The sequence below is a fragment of the Halomonas sp. ABH4_019 genome (assembly GCF_056159885.1).
Genome location: NZ_JBSWWC010000001.1, coordinates 321,073 through 333,337, shown reverse-complemented (window position 1 = coordinate 333,337; position 12,265 = coordinate 321,073). Strand labels below are relative to the sequence as shown.

General features: G+C 66.6%; 15 protein-coding genes. 5 read left to right on the top strand and 10 right to left on the bottom strand.

The features are described 5' to 3' along the window. Positions 1-79 precede the first annotated feature (79 nt). The 3 genes from ACXAFN_RS01525 to ACXAFN_RS01515 all read left to right on the top strand — a co-directional run bounded on the left by ACXAFN_RS01525 (position 80) and on the right by ACXAFN_RS01515 (position 2,048). Positions 80-448, top strand: a complete 369-nt coding sequence (locus tag ACXAFN_RS01525) for a glutaredoxin family protein (RefSeq protein ID WP_183389475.1) — start codon at positions 80-82, stop codon at positions 446-448. Between the two features lie 464 nt (positions 449-912). Continuing rightward, positions 913-1,479 (top strand): LEM-3-like GIY-YIG domain-containing protein, encoded by a 567-nt coding sequence (locus tag ACXAFN_RS01520; RefSeq protein WP_474985578.1) that lies wholly within the window; start codon positions 913-915, stop codon positions 1,477-1,479. Positions 1,480-1,595: 116 nt separating this feature from the next. After that, positions 1,596-2,048 (top strand): Sbal_3080 family lipoprotein, encoded by a 453-nt coding sequence (locus tag ACXAFN_RS01515; protein WP_474985576.1) that lies wholly within the window; start codon positions 1,596-1,598, stop codon positions 2,046-2,048. A 152-nt stretch (positions 2,049-2,200) separates the two neighbouring features. Here the strand turns inward: ACXAFN_RS01515 and ACXAFN_RS01510 are convergent, their stop codons facing one another. Further along, positions 2,201-2,941: a dienelactone hydrolase family protein gene (locus ACXAFN_RS01510; RefSeq protein ID WP_474985574.1), complete on the bottom strand. Its 741-nt coding sequence runs from the start codon at positions 2,939-2,941 to the stop codon at positions 2,201-2,203. 175 nt (positions 2,942-3,116) lie between these two features. Between ACXAFN_RS01510 and ACXAFN_RS01505 the strand changes: the two genes are divergently transcribed. Further along, complete coding sequence (locus ACXAFN_RS01505) at positions 3,117-3,458, top strand: antibiotic biosynthesis monooxygenase family protein (protein ID WP_474985572.1); 342 nt, start codon at positions 3,117-3,119, stop codon at positions 3,456-3,458. 18 nt (positions 3,459-3,476) lie between these two features. Here ACXAFN_RS01505 and ACXAFN_RS01500 read toward each other — a convergent pair whose 3' ends face one another. The 9 genes from ACXAFN_RS01500 to ACXAFN_RS01460 all read right to left on the bottom strand — a co-directional run bounded on the left by ACXAFN_RS01500 (position 3,477) and on the right by ACXAFN_RS01460 (position 11,200). Beyond that, positions 3,477-3,797: a hypothetical protein gene (locus tag ACXAFN_RS01500; protein WP_474985571.1), complete on the bottom strand. Its 321-nt coding sequence runs from the start codon at positions 3,795-3,797 to the stop codon at positions 3,477-3,479. A 25-nt stretch (positions 3,798-3,822) separates the two neighbouring features. Next, positions 3,823-4,227, bottom strand: a complete 405-nt coding sequence (locus tag ACXAFN_RS01495; protein WP_474985569.1) for a gamma-glutamylcyclotransferase family protein — start codon at positions 4,225-4,227, stop codon at positions 3,823-3,825. 187 nt (positions 4,228-4,414) lie between these two features. Continuing rightward, positions 4,415-4,852: a cytidine deaminase gene (gene cdd, locus ACXAFN_RS01490; RefSeq protein WP_474985567.1), complete on the bottom strand. Its 438-nt coding sequence runs from the start codon at positions 4,850-4,852 to the stop codon at positions 4,415-4,417. After that, entirely contained in the window at positions 4,849-5,583 is a 735-nt protein-coding gene (gene deoD, locus ACXAFN_RS01485; protein ID WP_474985565.1) for a purine-nucleoside phosphorylase, read from the bottom strand. Before deoD ends, cdd begins: the two co-directional genes overlap by 4 nt. Before the next feature lie 46 nt (positions 5,584-5,629). Then, positions 5,630-6,838: a phosphopentomutase gene (locus ACXAFN_RS01480; RefSeq protein WP_474985563.1), complete on the bottom strand. Its 1,209-nt coding sequence runs from the start codon at positions 6,836-6,838 to the stop codon at positions 5,630-5,632. Beyond that, positions 6,835-8,163 (bottom strand): thymidine phosphorylase, encoded by a 1,329-nt coding sequence (gene deoA / locus ACXAFN_RS01475; RefSeq protein WP_474985561.1) that lies wholly within the window; start codon positions 8,161-8,163, stop codon positions 6,835-6,837. Before deoA ends, ACXAFN_RS01480 begins: the two co-directional genes overlap by 4 nt. Beyond that, entirely contained in the window at positions 8,163-8,939 is a 777-nt protein-coding gene (gene deoC / locus ACXAFN_RS01470) for a deoxyribose-phosphate aldolase (RefSeq protein ID WP_183389428.1), read from the bottom strand. Before deoC ends, deoA begins: the two co-directional genes overlap by 1 nt. A 70-nt stretch (positions 8,940-9,009) precedes the next feature. Continuing rightward, entirely contained in the window at positions 9,010-10,278 is a 1,269-nt protein-coding gene (locus tag ACXAFN_RS01465; protein WP_474985559.1) for a NupC/NupG family nucleoside CNT transporter, read from the bottom strand. Between the two features lie 79 nt (positions 10,279-10,357). Then, on the bottom strand, positions 10,358-11,200 hold the full coding sequence (locus ACXAFN_RS01460; RefSeq protein WP_474985557.1) for an outer membrane protein OmpK: 843 nt from the start codon (positions 11,198-11,200) through the stop codon (positions 10,358-10,360). 254 nt (positions 11,201-11,454) lie between these two features. Between ACXAFN_RS01460 and ACXAFN_RS01455 the strand changes: the two genes are divergently transcribed. Next, positions 11,455-12,174, top strand: a complete 720-nt coding sequence (locus ACXAFN_RS01455; RefSeq protein ID WP_474985555.1) for a DeoR family transcriptional regulator — start codon at positions 11,455-11,457, stop codon at positions 12,172-12,174. Positions 12,175-12,265 lie beyond the last annotated feature (91 nt).

The following is a 12,265-nucleotide window of genomic DNA, read 5'->3' as shown; positions in this document are numbered from 1 at the left end:
GCCGACTCTGGCCGAAACGATGTACAGCTAAATGTCATCGGCGGCCCGCGCCATATCTTGATGGCAGGAGGACAACATCATGCGATCGCTGATTCAGACCTTGCTGGCACCGGTGGTATGGGTGGCCGACAAGCTCGGCACGCGCCGCGAGGTCTCGCGCGACGAACCCGAGCAGGCCCGAGTGGACCAGGCCTGCGAGGGCCTGGCGCTCTACCAGTTCTGGAGCGAGCCCGAGTGCATCCGCGTGCGCCGCGAGATCACCCGCCTCGGCCTTGCGATCGAGACCCGCGACGCCCGCCTCGAGCCCGAACACAGCAAGACCCTGAAGGAGCAGGGCGGCAAGCTCGAGGTGCCCTGCCTGTACATTCATGAATCCGAGGGTGAAGAACGCTGGCTCTACGGCGCCCAGCCCATCATCGACTATCTGAAGGGGCGGTTTGGGGAGTAGGGCGACACTTTTCTCGATGAACTCAGTGGCCTGCCCCTCCGCGCCTATCTCAGGTCAATGAAGCTCGCACCATGCTAGATCCTCAGCTAATTTAGTGGCAGGCTGAGTGGGGAGCCGTGTTATATGGTCGGCACGTTGATCGGTGTTATGACGCCTTGTTATGACCAATGCTGATGGAATTCAGTAGGTTGGGCATGGGAAGTGCGCGGTATCACACGGTTCAACGTGCCGGCGCGCTTAAGTAGATAAACGGGCCGGCTAGCTAATACCTGCTATAGCTGCTGTATATAGAAGGAAAGAGGGATTCTTTTGGATAAATTTTCATCCGAAGTAATTGATAAGCTGAGGAACTACGTTTACCGGCTAATCGATCCTCGCAATGGCGAGACTTTTTATGTTGGTCGGGGGGGGGGAATCGTCTGTATTCCCACATTCGTGACGAGCTGGGGAAAGAATCAGACGAAGTGGGTGATAAGCTGAGAAGGATCAGGGAAATCCGTCTTTCTGGCTTTGAGGTTGCTCATGTTGTGCATCGGCACGGAATGGAGCCATCCGTCGCGAAAGAGGTAGAAGCTGCACTTATTGATGCGTATCCAGGGCTTACAAATGTAATGGGTGGGGAAGAAAGCGGCGATCGTGGTGCAATGCATGCGAATGAGATTGTACTGAAGTATCTCGCTGAGCCGGCGGTTTTTGAGCACCGGGCGCTGTTGATTGGTGTTAACAGGAGTGCGTCTGAGCGCCCGCTCTATGAAGCAGCACGGTTTGCCTGGAAGCTCAGTCAAAAGCGGGCGAAGGAAACAGAAGTTGTCCTCGCATCTGAAAAGGGAGTTATTCGTGGCGCCTATATTCCTCAAAATTGGATGGAGGCTACAAACGATAATTTCCCGGGCCGCCCTGATCGACCTGGACGATTGGGATTCATCGGTCGTGAAGCACCATCCGAAATATGGGGCATGTATGTTGGACGGCGAATACCCGATGAATACCGCTTCGGCACAGCCAACCCTATTCGCTATACATGGAAATAGGGTCATGCTCTAAAAAATGGCTTTTTCCGGACGGTCCTACGCTGGCTCTTCGGTGCGACGCAAAGCTAAGGCGCCAGTAATTTTTTTTCATCTCGCCCTATAAAAAGGAACATTAAATGTATCAAATTATTATAATACTTTTGGTTTCCATTCTGTTGTCTGCGTGTTCGATTACTCAGAATGTTGAGCCTGCAGAAATCTCTAGGGGGAGTGAGTTATGTATAATCGAAAACCCTGATGTTAGAGGCGGCTTTTTGAAAGAGTATCGTTCAGTTCTCTCAAGTAGAGGGATATCTCATAAAGTAGTGAGCGAAAGTTCAGTTCCATCTTCTTGTGAATGGACATCAACATATGCAGCTCGCTGGAGCTGGGATTTGGCGCTTTATATGTCGTACGCTGAAATCAAAGTTTTCCATAACGAAAGCTTGGATGGTGAAGCTAGATATGACTCCACCAAAGGCGGCGCAAATATGAGTAAATTTATTGATGCTGAGCCTAAAATCCGAGAGCTTGTAAATAAGTTAATGCAAATTAAATCGGCTTCCTTGTTCTTCCGCGCATATGGTTAACAAGGCCAAGCACAATCGCACAATGCAAAAGGCTGTATTGAGCTGGACCTCACTGACCTTCGGCATTAGCCATCAATGGAGTGAATCCAGCAACTGCACCGTCAGCGGCCCCAACAGCATTGGGCCGCTGACGGTAGGCCGTGAGTGAAGCCTTACAGCGTCTCTTCCAGCAGCATGGCGAGCCGCTTGTGATGCAGGTCGTCGGCGGCGGCGTCGTAGGAGGGGGCGTCCTTGGCAGTGAAGCCGTGGGCGGCGCCCTTGTAGAGCTCGGTGGCGAAGTGCACCCCGGCGGCGGCCAGTGCCTCGTCCATGCGGGCGATCTGCTCGGGCGGCAGCAGTTCGTCCTTGTCGGCGTGGCCGAAGTAGACGCGGGCCTGGATGGCGTCGACCACGCCCACGGGGCTGGCGTCGTCGTCGGCCTTGGCCAGGTTGGCGGAGTGGAAGCCGGCCGCGGCGGCGATGCGTTCGGGGTGTTCGGCCGCCATGCGCAGCGCGAAGGCAGACGTCATGCAGTAGCCGACCACGCCGACCTTGCCGCTTGCAAACTCGGCTTCGCGGTCGAGGCAGTCGAGCAGGGCGGTGAAGTCGCGGGATTGCGCCTCGGGGGTGAGGTGGCCGGCATATTCGACCAGGGTCGGGCGCACGTCCGGGTCGCGGAAGGACTTGCCCTCGGGCACGATCTCGCCGGCGGCATCGCGATAGTAGACGTTGGGCATTAACACGGCGTAGCCGTTGTCGGCGATCCGCTGGGCCTTCTCGTGATAGCAGGGGCGCAGGCCGCCGATATCGGTGAACAGCACCACGGCCGGCAGCGGGCCGTCGGCGTTCGCTGGCGTAACGATATGGGCGTCGATGGTGCCGTCGGCGGCGGGAATGTCGATGGCGCGGGACATGGTAGCTCCAAAAGGACGATAGGATTGGCGTGGCAGAGCGGTTCTGCCCGGCGTAGATATGATGCGCTGATGGGGGTGACACTCTCTACCATAACGAAGGGCTGAGGCTAAAGCCGCTTTGGCGATGCTTGCCGGGGACGAGCGGCACGTCCACGGCCTGGAACGGGAGATGGTGATGACGGAGCAAGCGGCGTTTTACGTGCTGTACCGCTTCAAGGTGAAGCCGGGGATGGAGGATACCCTCAAGGAAGGATGGCGTCGCATGACCGAGGCCATTCGCGAGCAGCGAGGCGGCCTGGGCTCGCGCCTTCATCGGGCCGATGATGGCTGGTGGGTGGCCTATGCGAAGTGGCCGGATCGCCAAGCTTGGGCGTCGTCACAGCAGAGGTCGGAGTCCCCGGACCGCGAGGCGGCCGCACTCATGGCAGAGGCCATCCTGGAGCGATTGCCGCCCATCCCCCTGGAACCCGAGATCGATCTGATCGACCGCCGTGGGGAAAAGGAAAGCACACCCTAGAAGCGCTCGAATGGAGGGTCACTGTCCGCCGCCGATGGTCAGCCGCAGTGCCTGCAGGCCGCCGAGCTCGAGGCGGGTTTCCTCCGAGAACAGCGGGTGGCCGTGGAGGCTCAGGTCGACGGTGGCCGAGGCGCCCCGATAGCGCACGTCGGCGGTGATATCGGCCTGGGTGCCCAGCGGCGCCAGCGGGCCGTAGACGATGCCGTCGACTTCCACGGCGTCGAGGCCGCTGTCGGCCAGCGCCTGGGCGACGTCATCCTTGAGTGCCATGCCGTAGCTGACATGGAGCCCGCCATAGGCGAGGCCGGCGATCACGATCAGTAAGAGAAGTCGTCCCATCGAAGGTTTCCTCGTCGAGAGTGGATCAGATAGCGGATGAGGGGCGGGGCCGCCAGCCGCCCTCGCGAATCGCAGGGCAGCCCGCGACCTCGAGGTTGTAGAGATACAGCCAGGCCGGGCCGAAGGCGGTGGCATGCACGACGCGGTCGTAGGTGCCGCTGGCCGGCCGGCGGGCCCGATAGTCCTCGAGCACGTCGAGGTCCTCGAGCCCTTTGGCGTCGACGCGGAACACTTCGACCTCGACGCCCTGGGAGGGTGCGAGCCGGGCGCCGGGGTAGGGGCCGAGGTCGAAGAGGGTCACGTCGGTGAGGACGTCCGTGCCCACGAACGCGGCGCCGTCCAGCCAGTGGTGATTGCGCAGACCGCGCTTCAGGGTGCCGTAGACGGCGACCAGGGGCGTGCGCTGGATGGCGAGGGCGGGGCTGTGCATATGGGCTGTCCTCTCCGCATTTAACGGTCAGACAGTTTACCAAAGGTCGTCACTCGGGGCTGATCCGGCGACAGCTCTACGCGGGGCGCTGTAAACCCATCCTTGGGCGCTACTTTTGCCATCCTTGGCAAAAAACCCCCGCTACGACCTGTCCCCGGCGCCCCTCACGGTTGGCAGTGGGAGTGGCTTACTCCATCGCCGAGTCGCGGCCGAGGTTCTCGGGGCCGAAAGAGTCGGGCAGCAGCTCGTCCATGGTGTAGCGGCGCAGCAGCGTGCCCTGGGCGTCGACGACGCGGATCAGCGTTTGGGGGCTCGCGAACTCGCGGATGCGCTGGCGGCAGTCGCCGCAGGGCGTGCAGAGGTGCTCGCCGGGGCCGATCACGTAGACCTCGCGCAGCTCGCGCTCGCCGGCGCTGGCCATGGCGGCGATCGCCGAGGCCTCGGCGCACAGCCCCTTGTAGTGGGCCACCTCGACGTTGGCGCCGGCGTAGCGGGTGCCGCTCTCGCTGACGATCAGCGCGCCCACCGGGTGGTTCGAGTAGGGCGCATAGGCGCGGTCGCGCACCGCGATCAGCGCCTCGACGATATCCGGCTGGACGCCGTTCCGATCGATGGCCTGGCTCATGCGCCGGCTCCTCGGGCCGCGTCGTCGCGCAGCACGCTTTCCAGGGCGATGGTCATCATCTCGTCGAAGGTGGTGGCGCGCTGATCGCTGGACAGCGAGTCGCCCTTGACGATGTGGTCGGAGACCGTGCAGATGGCGGCGGCCCGGGCGCCGAATTCGGCGGCCACGCCGTAGAGGCCGGCGGCCTCCATCTCCACGCCGACGATGCCGTAGCGGCGCAGCAGCTCGACCATCTCCGGGCGCGGGTCGTAGAACAGGTCCGCCGAGAAGATGTTGCCGACCTTGACCGATACGCCCTGGGCCGCGGCGGCGTCCACCGCGTGGCGGGTCAGCTCGAAGTCGGCGATGGCGGCAAAGTCGTTGCCCAGAAAGCGGGTGCGGTTGACGCCGGAGTCGGTGCAGGCGCCCTGGCCGATCACCACGTCGCGCACCGCCACGTCGTCGCGCACCGCGCCGCAGGAGCCGACGCGGATCAGGCTCTTCACGTCGTAGTCGGTGATCAGTTCCTTGGCGTAGATAGACACCGAGGGAATGCCCATGCCATGGCCCATCACCGAGATCTCGCGGCCCTTGTAGGTGCCGGTGTAGCCGTACATGTTGCGCACCTCGTTGATGCAGCGGGCATCCTCGAGGAAGGTGTCGGCGATGTACTTGGCGCGCAGCGGGTCGCCGGGCATCAGCACGGTGTCGGCAAAGTCGCCGCGCGCGGCCTGGATATGCGGGGTGGCCATGTTGGGTCTCCTTGATGGTGTCGAGCCGGGCTTGGTGGGCCAGAAATTACCGAGTCAGGAAGCTCTCGCCGTCGTCCATGGGCGGCAGCCCGAGGTGTTCGGCCAGGCTCTGGCCGATGTCGGCGAAGCTCGCCCGCGCGCCTAGCGAGCCGGGCGGCAGGCCGGCGCCACTGGCCAGCACCGGGATGTGCTCCCGGGTGTGGTCGGTGCCGGTCCAGGTCGGGTCGCAGCCGTGGTCGGCGGTGAGGATCAGCAGGTCGTCGTCCTCGAGGCGCGCCAGCAGCTCGGGCAGGCGGGCGTCGAAGGCCTCCAGGGCGGCGGCGTAGCCGGCCACGTCGCGGCGGTGGCCGTAGACCATGTCGAAGTCGACGAAGTTGGTCATGATCAGCGAGCGGTCGCCGGCCTCGGCCATCGCGTCCAGGGTGGCGTCGAACAGGGCGTCGTGGCCGCTGGCCTTGAGGGTGCGCGAGATGCCGCAGTGGGCGTAGATGTCGGCGATCTTGCCGATCGCCACCACCTCGCCGCCGTCGTCGTGCAGCTTCTGCAGCACCGTGGGCGCGGGCGGCTCGACGCTGTAGTCGCGGCGGTTGGCGGTGCGGGCGAAGTCGTCGGCGCTCTCGCCCGTGAAGGGCCGCGCGATCACCCGGCCGATGTTGTAGGGCTCGAGCAGCCGGCGGGCGGTCTCGCACAGCGCATAGAGGCGCTCGAGGCCGAAGGCGTCCTCGTGGGCGGCGATCTGGAACACCGAGTCCGCCGAGGTGTAGACGATCGGCTTGCCGCTGGCGACGTGCTCCTCGCCGAGCCGGGCGATGATCTCGGTGCCGGAGGCGTGGCAGTCGCCGATCACGCCGGGCAGGTCGGCCTCGCGCACCAGCGCCTCGAGCAGCTCGGGCGGGAAGCTGTGCTCGCGGTCGCTGAAGTAGCCCCACTCGAAGCGCACCGGCACGCCGGCGATCTCCCAGTGGCCGGAGGGCGTGTCCTTGCCGGAGGAGATTTCCCTGGCCACGCCGTAGGCGCCGTCGACGCCCTGCGGCGGGGTCACGCCGTCGGCCCAGGCGCCGGTGCTCTCGTGGTGGGCGTGGAACAGCCCCAGCCGGCCGAGGTTCGGCAGCGCGAGCGGGCCGCGCGTGGTGGAATCGGCGCACTCCCGGGCGATATGGCCCAGGGTGTCGGCGCCGGCGTCGCCGAAGGCCTCGGCGTCCGGAGTGGCGCCGAGGCCGAAGGAATCGAGAACGAGCACGATGGCGCGGGTCATGGGACCTCCCGACGGATGGTGTCCTGGATCAGTGGTGGCGCGGGGCAGGGCGCGTCACTCAGCGTGAGGGCGTCGCGCAGCCGGGCCTCGGCGCGCTCGGCGTCGGCCTCGCTGCGGGCGTGGATGCGCGCCAGCGGCTGGCCGGCGGCGACGGCCGCGCCCAGCTCGGCGATGTCGCTCAGGCCGACGGCCGGGTCGATGGCGTCCGCCGGATGACGACGCCCGCCGCCGAGCTCGACCACCGCCATGCCCACGGCACGGGTGTCGATGGCGCCCAGGTAGCCGTCGCGCGGGGCGTGCACCTGGCGCGACACCGGAGCCTCGGGCAGGTAGTGGCCGGGGCGCTCGAGCAGGTCGGAAGGGCCGCCGAGGCCGGCCACCATGCGCGCGAAGCGCTCGGCGGCCGCGCCGGAGGCCAGCCGCTCGTCGAGCTTGCTCAGCGCCGCGTCGCGGTCGGCGGCCAGGCCACCGGCCAGCAGCATCTCCGCGGCCAGGCTGCGGGTCACCTCGAGCAGGCGGCCGCCTCGGCGCTCGCCGGTCAGCACCGCCAGCGCCTCGCGCACCTCCACGGCGTTGCCGGCGCAGGGCGCCAGCGGCTGGCTCATGTCGGTGAGCAGCGCGGTGGTCGGCGTGCCGGCGCGGCTGGCGACCTCGGCGATGGTGGTGGCGAGCTCTTTGGAGGCTTCAGCGGTGGGCATGAAGGCGCCGCTGCCGACCTTGACGTCCATCACCAGGGCGTCGAGGCCGCAGGCCAGCTTCTTGCCGAGGATCGAGGCGACGATCAGCGGCAGCGACTCCACGGTGGCGGTGACGTCGCGCACCCCGTAGAGGCGCTTGTCCGCCGGGGCCAGGCTGCCGGTCTGGCCGATGATCGCCACCCCGACGTCCTTGACCAGGCGGCGGAAGGTGGCGGTGTCCGGCGTGACCGAATAGCCGGGGATCGCCTCGAGCTTGTCGAGGGTGCCGCCGGTGTGGCCGAGGCCGCGCCCCGAGATCATCGGCACATGGCCGCCGCAGGCGGCCACCCAGGGGCCCAGCACCAGCGAGACCAGGTCGCCCACGCCGCCGGTGGAGTGCTTGTCGAGCACCGGGCCTGGCAGGTCGAGCCCGGCCCAGTCGAGCACCTCGCCGGAGTCGCGGGTGGCCTCGGTCAGCGCCACCGTCTCGGCGGTGTCCATGCCCCGCAGATAGATGGCCATGGCCAGGGCGCCGACCTGGGCGTCGGACAGGCTGCCGTCGGTGATGCCCTGCACCAGCTCGCGGATCGTCGCGACGGGCAGGGGCTGCCCGTCGCGCTTGGCGCGGATGGCCTCCTGGGGAAGCATCAGTAGCCGTCCTCGGGGCCGGCGTTGCCCTCGAAGGCGCCCAGGGTGAGCAGCAGGTCGTCGAGCAGGCCCGAGGCGCCGAAGCGGAAGTGCGCCGGGGTCAGCCAGTTGGCGCCCATGAGGCGTTCGGCGAGCTGCAGGTAGGCCTGGGCGTCCTCGGTGGTGCGCACGCCGCCGGCGGCCTTGAAGCCGACGTCGCGGCCGCTGTCGCGGATCACTTCGAGAAGGATCTCGGCGGCCTCCAGGGTGGCGTTGACGGCGACCTTGCCGGTGGAGGTCTTGAGGAAGTCGGCGCCGCCTTCCACGGCCAGCTCGGCGGCGCGGCGGATCAGCGCCGGATCCTTCAGCTCGCCGGTCTCGAGGATCACCTTGAGGCTGGCATCGCCGCAGGCGGCCTTGCACATCTCGACCAGCTCCTGGCCCACGGCCTCGTCGCCGGCCATCAGCGCGCGGTAGGGGAAGACCACGTCGACCTCGTCGGCGCCGGAGGCCACCGCCTCGCGGGTCGCCCGGGCGGCGCGCATGACGTCGTCGCCGCCGTCGGGGAAGTTGGTGACGGTGGCGATCTTCACGCTGTCGTTCAGGCGGTGGGCGGTCAGCGCCCGGCGGGCCGGGACGATGAACTGCGGGTAGACGCAGATCGCCGCCGGGGTGCCCATCGGCGTCTTGGCCCGCTGGCACAGCGCCTCGATGGTGGCATCGGTGTCGTCGTCGTTGAGGCTGGTGAGGTCCATCAGCGACAGGGCCTGGCGGGCGGCGCGTTGCAGATCGGTCATGACATGGTCCTGTAAAAGAGTGTCCTGTGGAGAAGCCCGACGCCGCGGCCGGAGCCGCGGCGTCGCCGGTTCATGCCCCGAGGGCGATGAAGAAGCCGGCCAGGGTAGCGGACATCAGGTTGGAAAGGGTACCCGCCAGCACCGCCTTGATGCCGAGTCGGGCGATGTCGTGGCGCCGGCTGGGGGCGATGCTGCCCAGGCCGCCGAGCAGGATGGCGATCGACGACAGGTTGGCGAAGCCGCACAGCGCGAACGACAGGATCGCCGCGGAATGCTCGGACAGGGCCTGGCCGGTGGCGGCGACCACCTGTTCGCCGTCCAGGTAGGGCGCCAGATTGATATAGGCCACGAACTCGTTGACCACCAGCTTCTGGCCGATGAAGGAGCCCGCCAGCGTAGCTTCCTCCCAGGGCACGCCGAGCAGGAAGGCCAGCGGCGCGAACAGCCAGCCCAGGATCATCTCCAGGCTCAGCGATTCCATGCCGAACCAGCCGCCGACGCCGCCGAGGATGCCGTTGACCAGGGCGATCAGGCCGATGAAGGCCAGCAGCATGGCGCCGACGTTGGCGGCCAGCATCATGCCGGAGCTGGCCCCGGCGGCGGCGGCATCGAGCACGTTGGTGGGGTGGTCTTCCTCTTCCTCGAGGCGCTCCTCGGCGGCGGAGACGCTGTCCTCGGGGGTCTCGGTCTCGGGCATCAGCAGCTTGGCGAACAGCAACCCGCCGGGGGCGGCCATGAAGGAGGCGGCCACCAGGTACTCCATGGGAATGCCCAGCGCCGCGTAGCCGGCCAGCACCGAGCCCGCTACCGAGGCCAGGCCGCCGCACATCACCGCGAACAGCTGCGACTGGGTCATCCGGGCGATGAAGGGGCGCACCACCAGCGGCGCCTCGGTCTGGCCGACGAAGATGTTGGCGGTGGCCGACAGCGATTCGGTGCGCGAGGTGCCGAGCGCCTTCTGCAGGGCGCCGCCGAGGATGCGGATGATCCACTGCATGACGCCGATGTAGTAGAGCACCGCGGTCAGCGAGGAGAAGAAGATGATCACCGGCAGCACCTTGATGGCGAACACGAAGCCGGTGGACTCGACGTCGGCCAGGCCGCCGAACACGAAGCCGATGCCGTCGTTGGCGTAGAGCACCACCTGGCTGACGGCGTCGGAGACGGTGGCGAGCACCGCCTGGCCGGCGGGCACGTAGAGCACGAAGGCGCCGATGCCGGCCTGGATGGCGAAGGCGCCGCCCACGGTGCGCAGGCGGATGGCGCGGCGGTTGCTGGAGAAGATCAGGGCGATGGCGACCAGCGTCACCATCCCGACCAGGCTCATGATCAAGGTCATGGGGATGTCCTTGTGGTTGGCGGCAGGGGCGTGTGCGACACGCCCCGGGGCCGGCGATGGCTCACGATGAGGCGCTACGTCACAGGAAGTTGTACTTCAGGGTGTAGATCATCGCATTCTGATAGTCGTCGGCGGTACCCAGCTTGTTGTGCGAGTAGCGATACTGCAGGCCGGTGGTGATGGCGTCGACCGGGTGCCACCACAGGGCCACGGCGCCGTTGGTGCCGACCTCGCCGGCCGGGCCGTTGACGTAGTTCTGGGCCAGGTAGTCGTCGTTGCGATCGAAGGTCTGCTCGTGCCAGTTGGTGACGCTGAGGTTCTGGCCGAAGGCCTGGAAATCGTAGCCCAGCACCCAGCCGGCCATGTAGCCGTTCTCGCCGTCGTAGCCGCCTTCGCCGCTCTCGACCCAGGCCTTGCCGATGAACGGCTTGAACCACAGGCCGCCCGCGAAGGTATGGCGGAAGCCCAGGCCGGCGATGCGGTCCTGCTCCTCGCTGTCGAAGCCGTAGTCGCGGAAGTCGTAGACGTGGAAGTACAGCGAGAAGGGCGACTCGCCGAGATAGATGTGCGAGGTGACCTTGGCGGCGCTGCGGCGGTTGTCGCGAGTGTCGTCCTCGAGGGTATCGTTGTGGGGGTTCTCGAAGTCGTAGAAACCGTAGAACTCGCCCCAGTCGAAGCCCACGCCGCCCTCGAGCTCGAGGTAGAAGAAATCGCCCTTGGCGGCGTTGCTGGCGGTGCGTCGCTCGGTGCCGTCGGACCAGTCGAGGTAGTTGACCGAGGCGTTGGCGAACGACCACAGCGGGGTGAAGGGCGAGGCGGCGTCGCCGGCGTTCTCGTCGGCGGCGGCGGGCAGCGCGGTGGCGCCCAGCAGCAGGCCGGCGAGGGGAGCGAGGGCACGGGGCGTCGTCATGTGGTTCGGCATGGAATCGGCTTTCCTTGGTGTTGTTGTCGTGTGATGCGCCGGGTACGCAAGAGGACGGACGATCACGTCGACATCGGAACGTGAACCCGGTCTGACCGGGGCGATGAGCGGGTGAGCGACGTGTCTGTTATTAGATTAACACGTCTATGTTATTTTAATCACATTTCGCGTCGCAACCCCGAGATCGGGGTGGCATCGACGCAACGGGGTCGGCGGCTCGTCGAGCGCCGTCCCGACAGGCGAGAGGTAGTGGAGTGAATGAACGAAGTGCGGCGCGGCTGGCGCGCCTGCGAGAGGCCCTGGGTGAGGGCGGCAGCCTGCGGCTGAGTGAGGCGGCGGCGCTGTGCGACGTCTCGGCGATGACCATTCGCCGCGACCTGGCGGCCGCCGACGACCAGCTGATGCTGATCGGCGGCTACCTGATGCGCGGCGACGACCCCCGCCATGGCACCGCCTACGACCTGGCCGTGCAGCGCGATCGCCACGCCGAGGCCAAGCGCCGGCTGTGCGAGCGGGCACTGGCGACCCTGGAGGAGGGCGACACCCTGTTCATCGACTGCGGCACCACCCTGATGCCGCTGGCGATGAGCCTGCCGGAGGACCTGTCGCTGACGGTGGTCACCTATGCCCTCAACGTGGCCGAGGCGGTGAGCGCCCGGCCGGGCGTGCGGCTGTGGCTGCTGGGCGGGGTCTACCACGACTCGTCGCGCTCCTTCTCCAGCGACGACATGGCCGAGACGATCCGCTCCTTTGGCCTCAACAAGGCCTTCCTGTCGGCGGCCGGCGTGCACCCGCGCCAGGGACTGAGCTGCTTTCACTTCCACGAGGTGGCGCCCAAGCAGGCCGCCATCGCCACCGCCCAGCGCCGGCTGCTGGTGGTCGATGCCAGCAAGCAGGGGCTGGTGCGCCCGGCGCGCTTCGCCGGGCTCGAGGACATCGATGAGGTGATCACCGAGGAACCCGCCGCCGAGTGAGGCGACGGGCCCGTGCGGCGCACGGCGGTGGGCCCCGCCTCCCGCCCGGGAGGCGGGGCACGGGGAATGCCATGGTGAATGCGACATGGGC

Excerpts from the sequence above, each read along its gene's own strand:
- ACXAFN_RS01515 (WP_474985576.1), top strand. The coding sequence starts at position 1,596 with ATGTATCAAATTATTATAATACTTTTGGTTTCCATTCTGTTGTCTGCG.
- ACXAFN_RS01480 (WP_474985563.1), bottom strand. The coding sequence starts at position 6,838 with ATGACCCGCGCCATCGTGCTCGTTCTCGATTCCTTCGGCCTCGGCGCC.
- deoD (WP_474985565.1), bottom strand. The coding sequence starts at position 5,583 with ATGGCCACCCCGCATATCCAGGCCGCGCGCGGCGACTTTGCCGACACC.
- ACXAFN_RS01460 (WP_474985557.1), bottom strand. The coding sequence starts at position 11,200 with ATGCCGAACCACATGACGACGCCCCGTGCCCTCGCTCCCCTCGCCGGC.
- deoA (WP_474985561.1), bottom strand. The coding sequence starts at position 8,163 with ATGCTTCCCCAGGAGGCCATCCGCGCCAAGCGCGACGGGCAGCCCCTG.
- cdd (WP_474985567.1), bottom strand. The coding sequence starts at position 4,852 with ATGAGCCAGGCCATCGATCGGAACGGCGTCCAGCCGGATATCGTCGAG.
- ACXAFN_RS01495 (WP_474985569.1), bottom strand. The coding sequence starts at position 4,227 with ATGCACAGCCCCGCCCTCGCCATCCAGCGCACGCCCCTGGTCGCCGTC.
- ACXAFN_RS01500 (WP_474985571.1), bottom strand. The coding sequence starts at position 3,797 with ATGGGACGACTTCTCTTACTGATCGTGATCGCCGGCCTCGCCTATGGC.
- ACXAFN_RS01510 (WP_474985574.1), bottom strand. The coding sequence starts at position 2,941 with ATGTCCCGCGCCATCGACATTCCCGCCGCCGACGGCACCATCGACGCC.
- ACXAFN_RS01525 (WP_183389475.1), top strand. The coding sequence starts at position 80 with ATGCGATCGCTGATTCAGACCTTGCTGGCACCGGTGGTATGGGTGGCC.
- deoC (WP_183389428.1), bottom strand. The coding sequence starts at position 8,939 with ATGACCGATCTGCAACGCGCCGCCCGCCAGGCCCTGTCGCTGATGGAC.
- ACXAFN_RS01465 (WP_474985559.1), bottom strand. The coding sequence starts at position 10,278 with ATGACCTTGATCATGAGCCTGGTCGGGATGGTGACGCTGGTCGCCATC.
- ACXAFN_RS01505 (WP_474985572.1), top strand. The coding sequence starts at position 3,117 with ATGACGGAGCAAGCGGCGTTTTACGTGCTGTACCGCTTCAAGGTGAAG.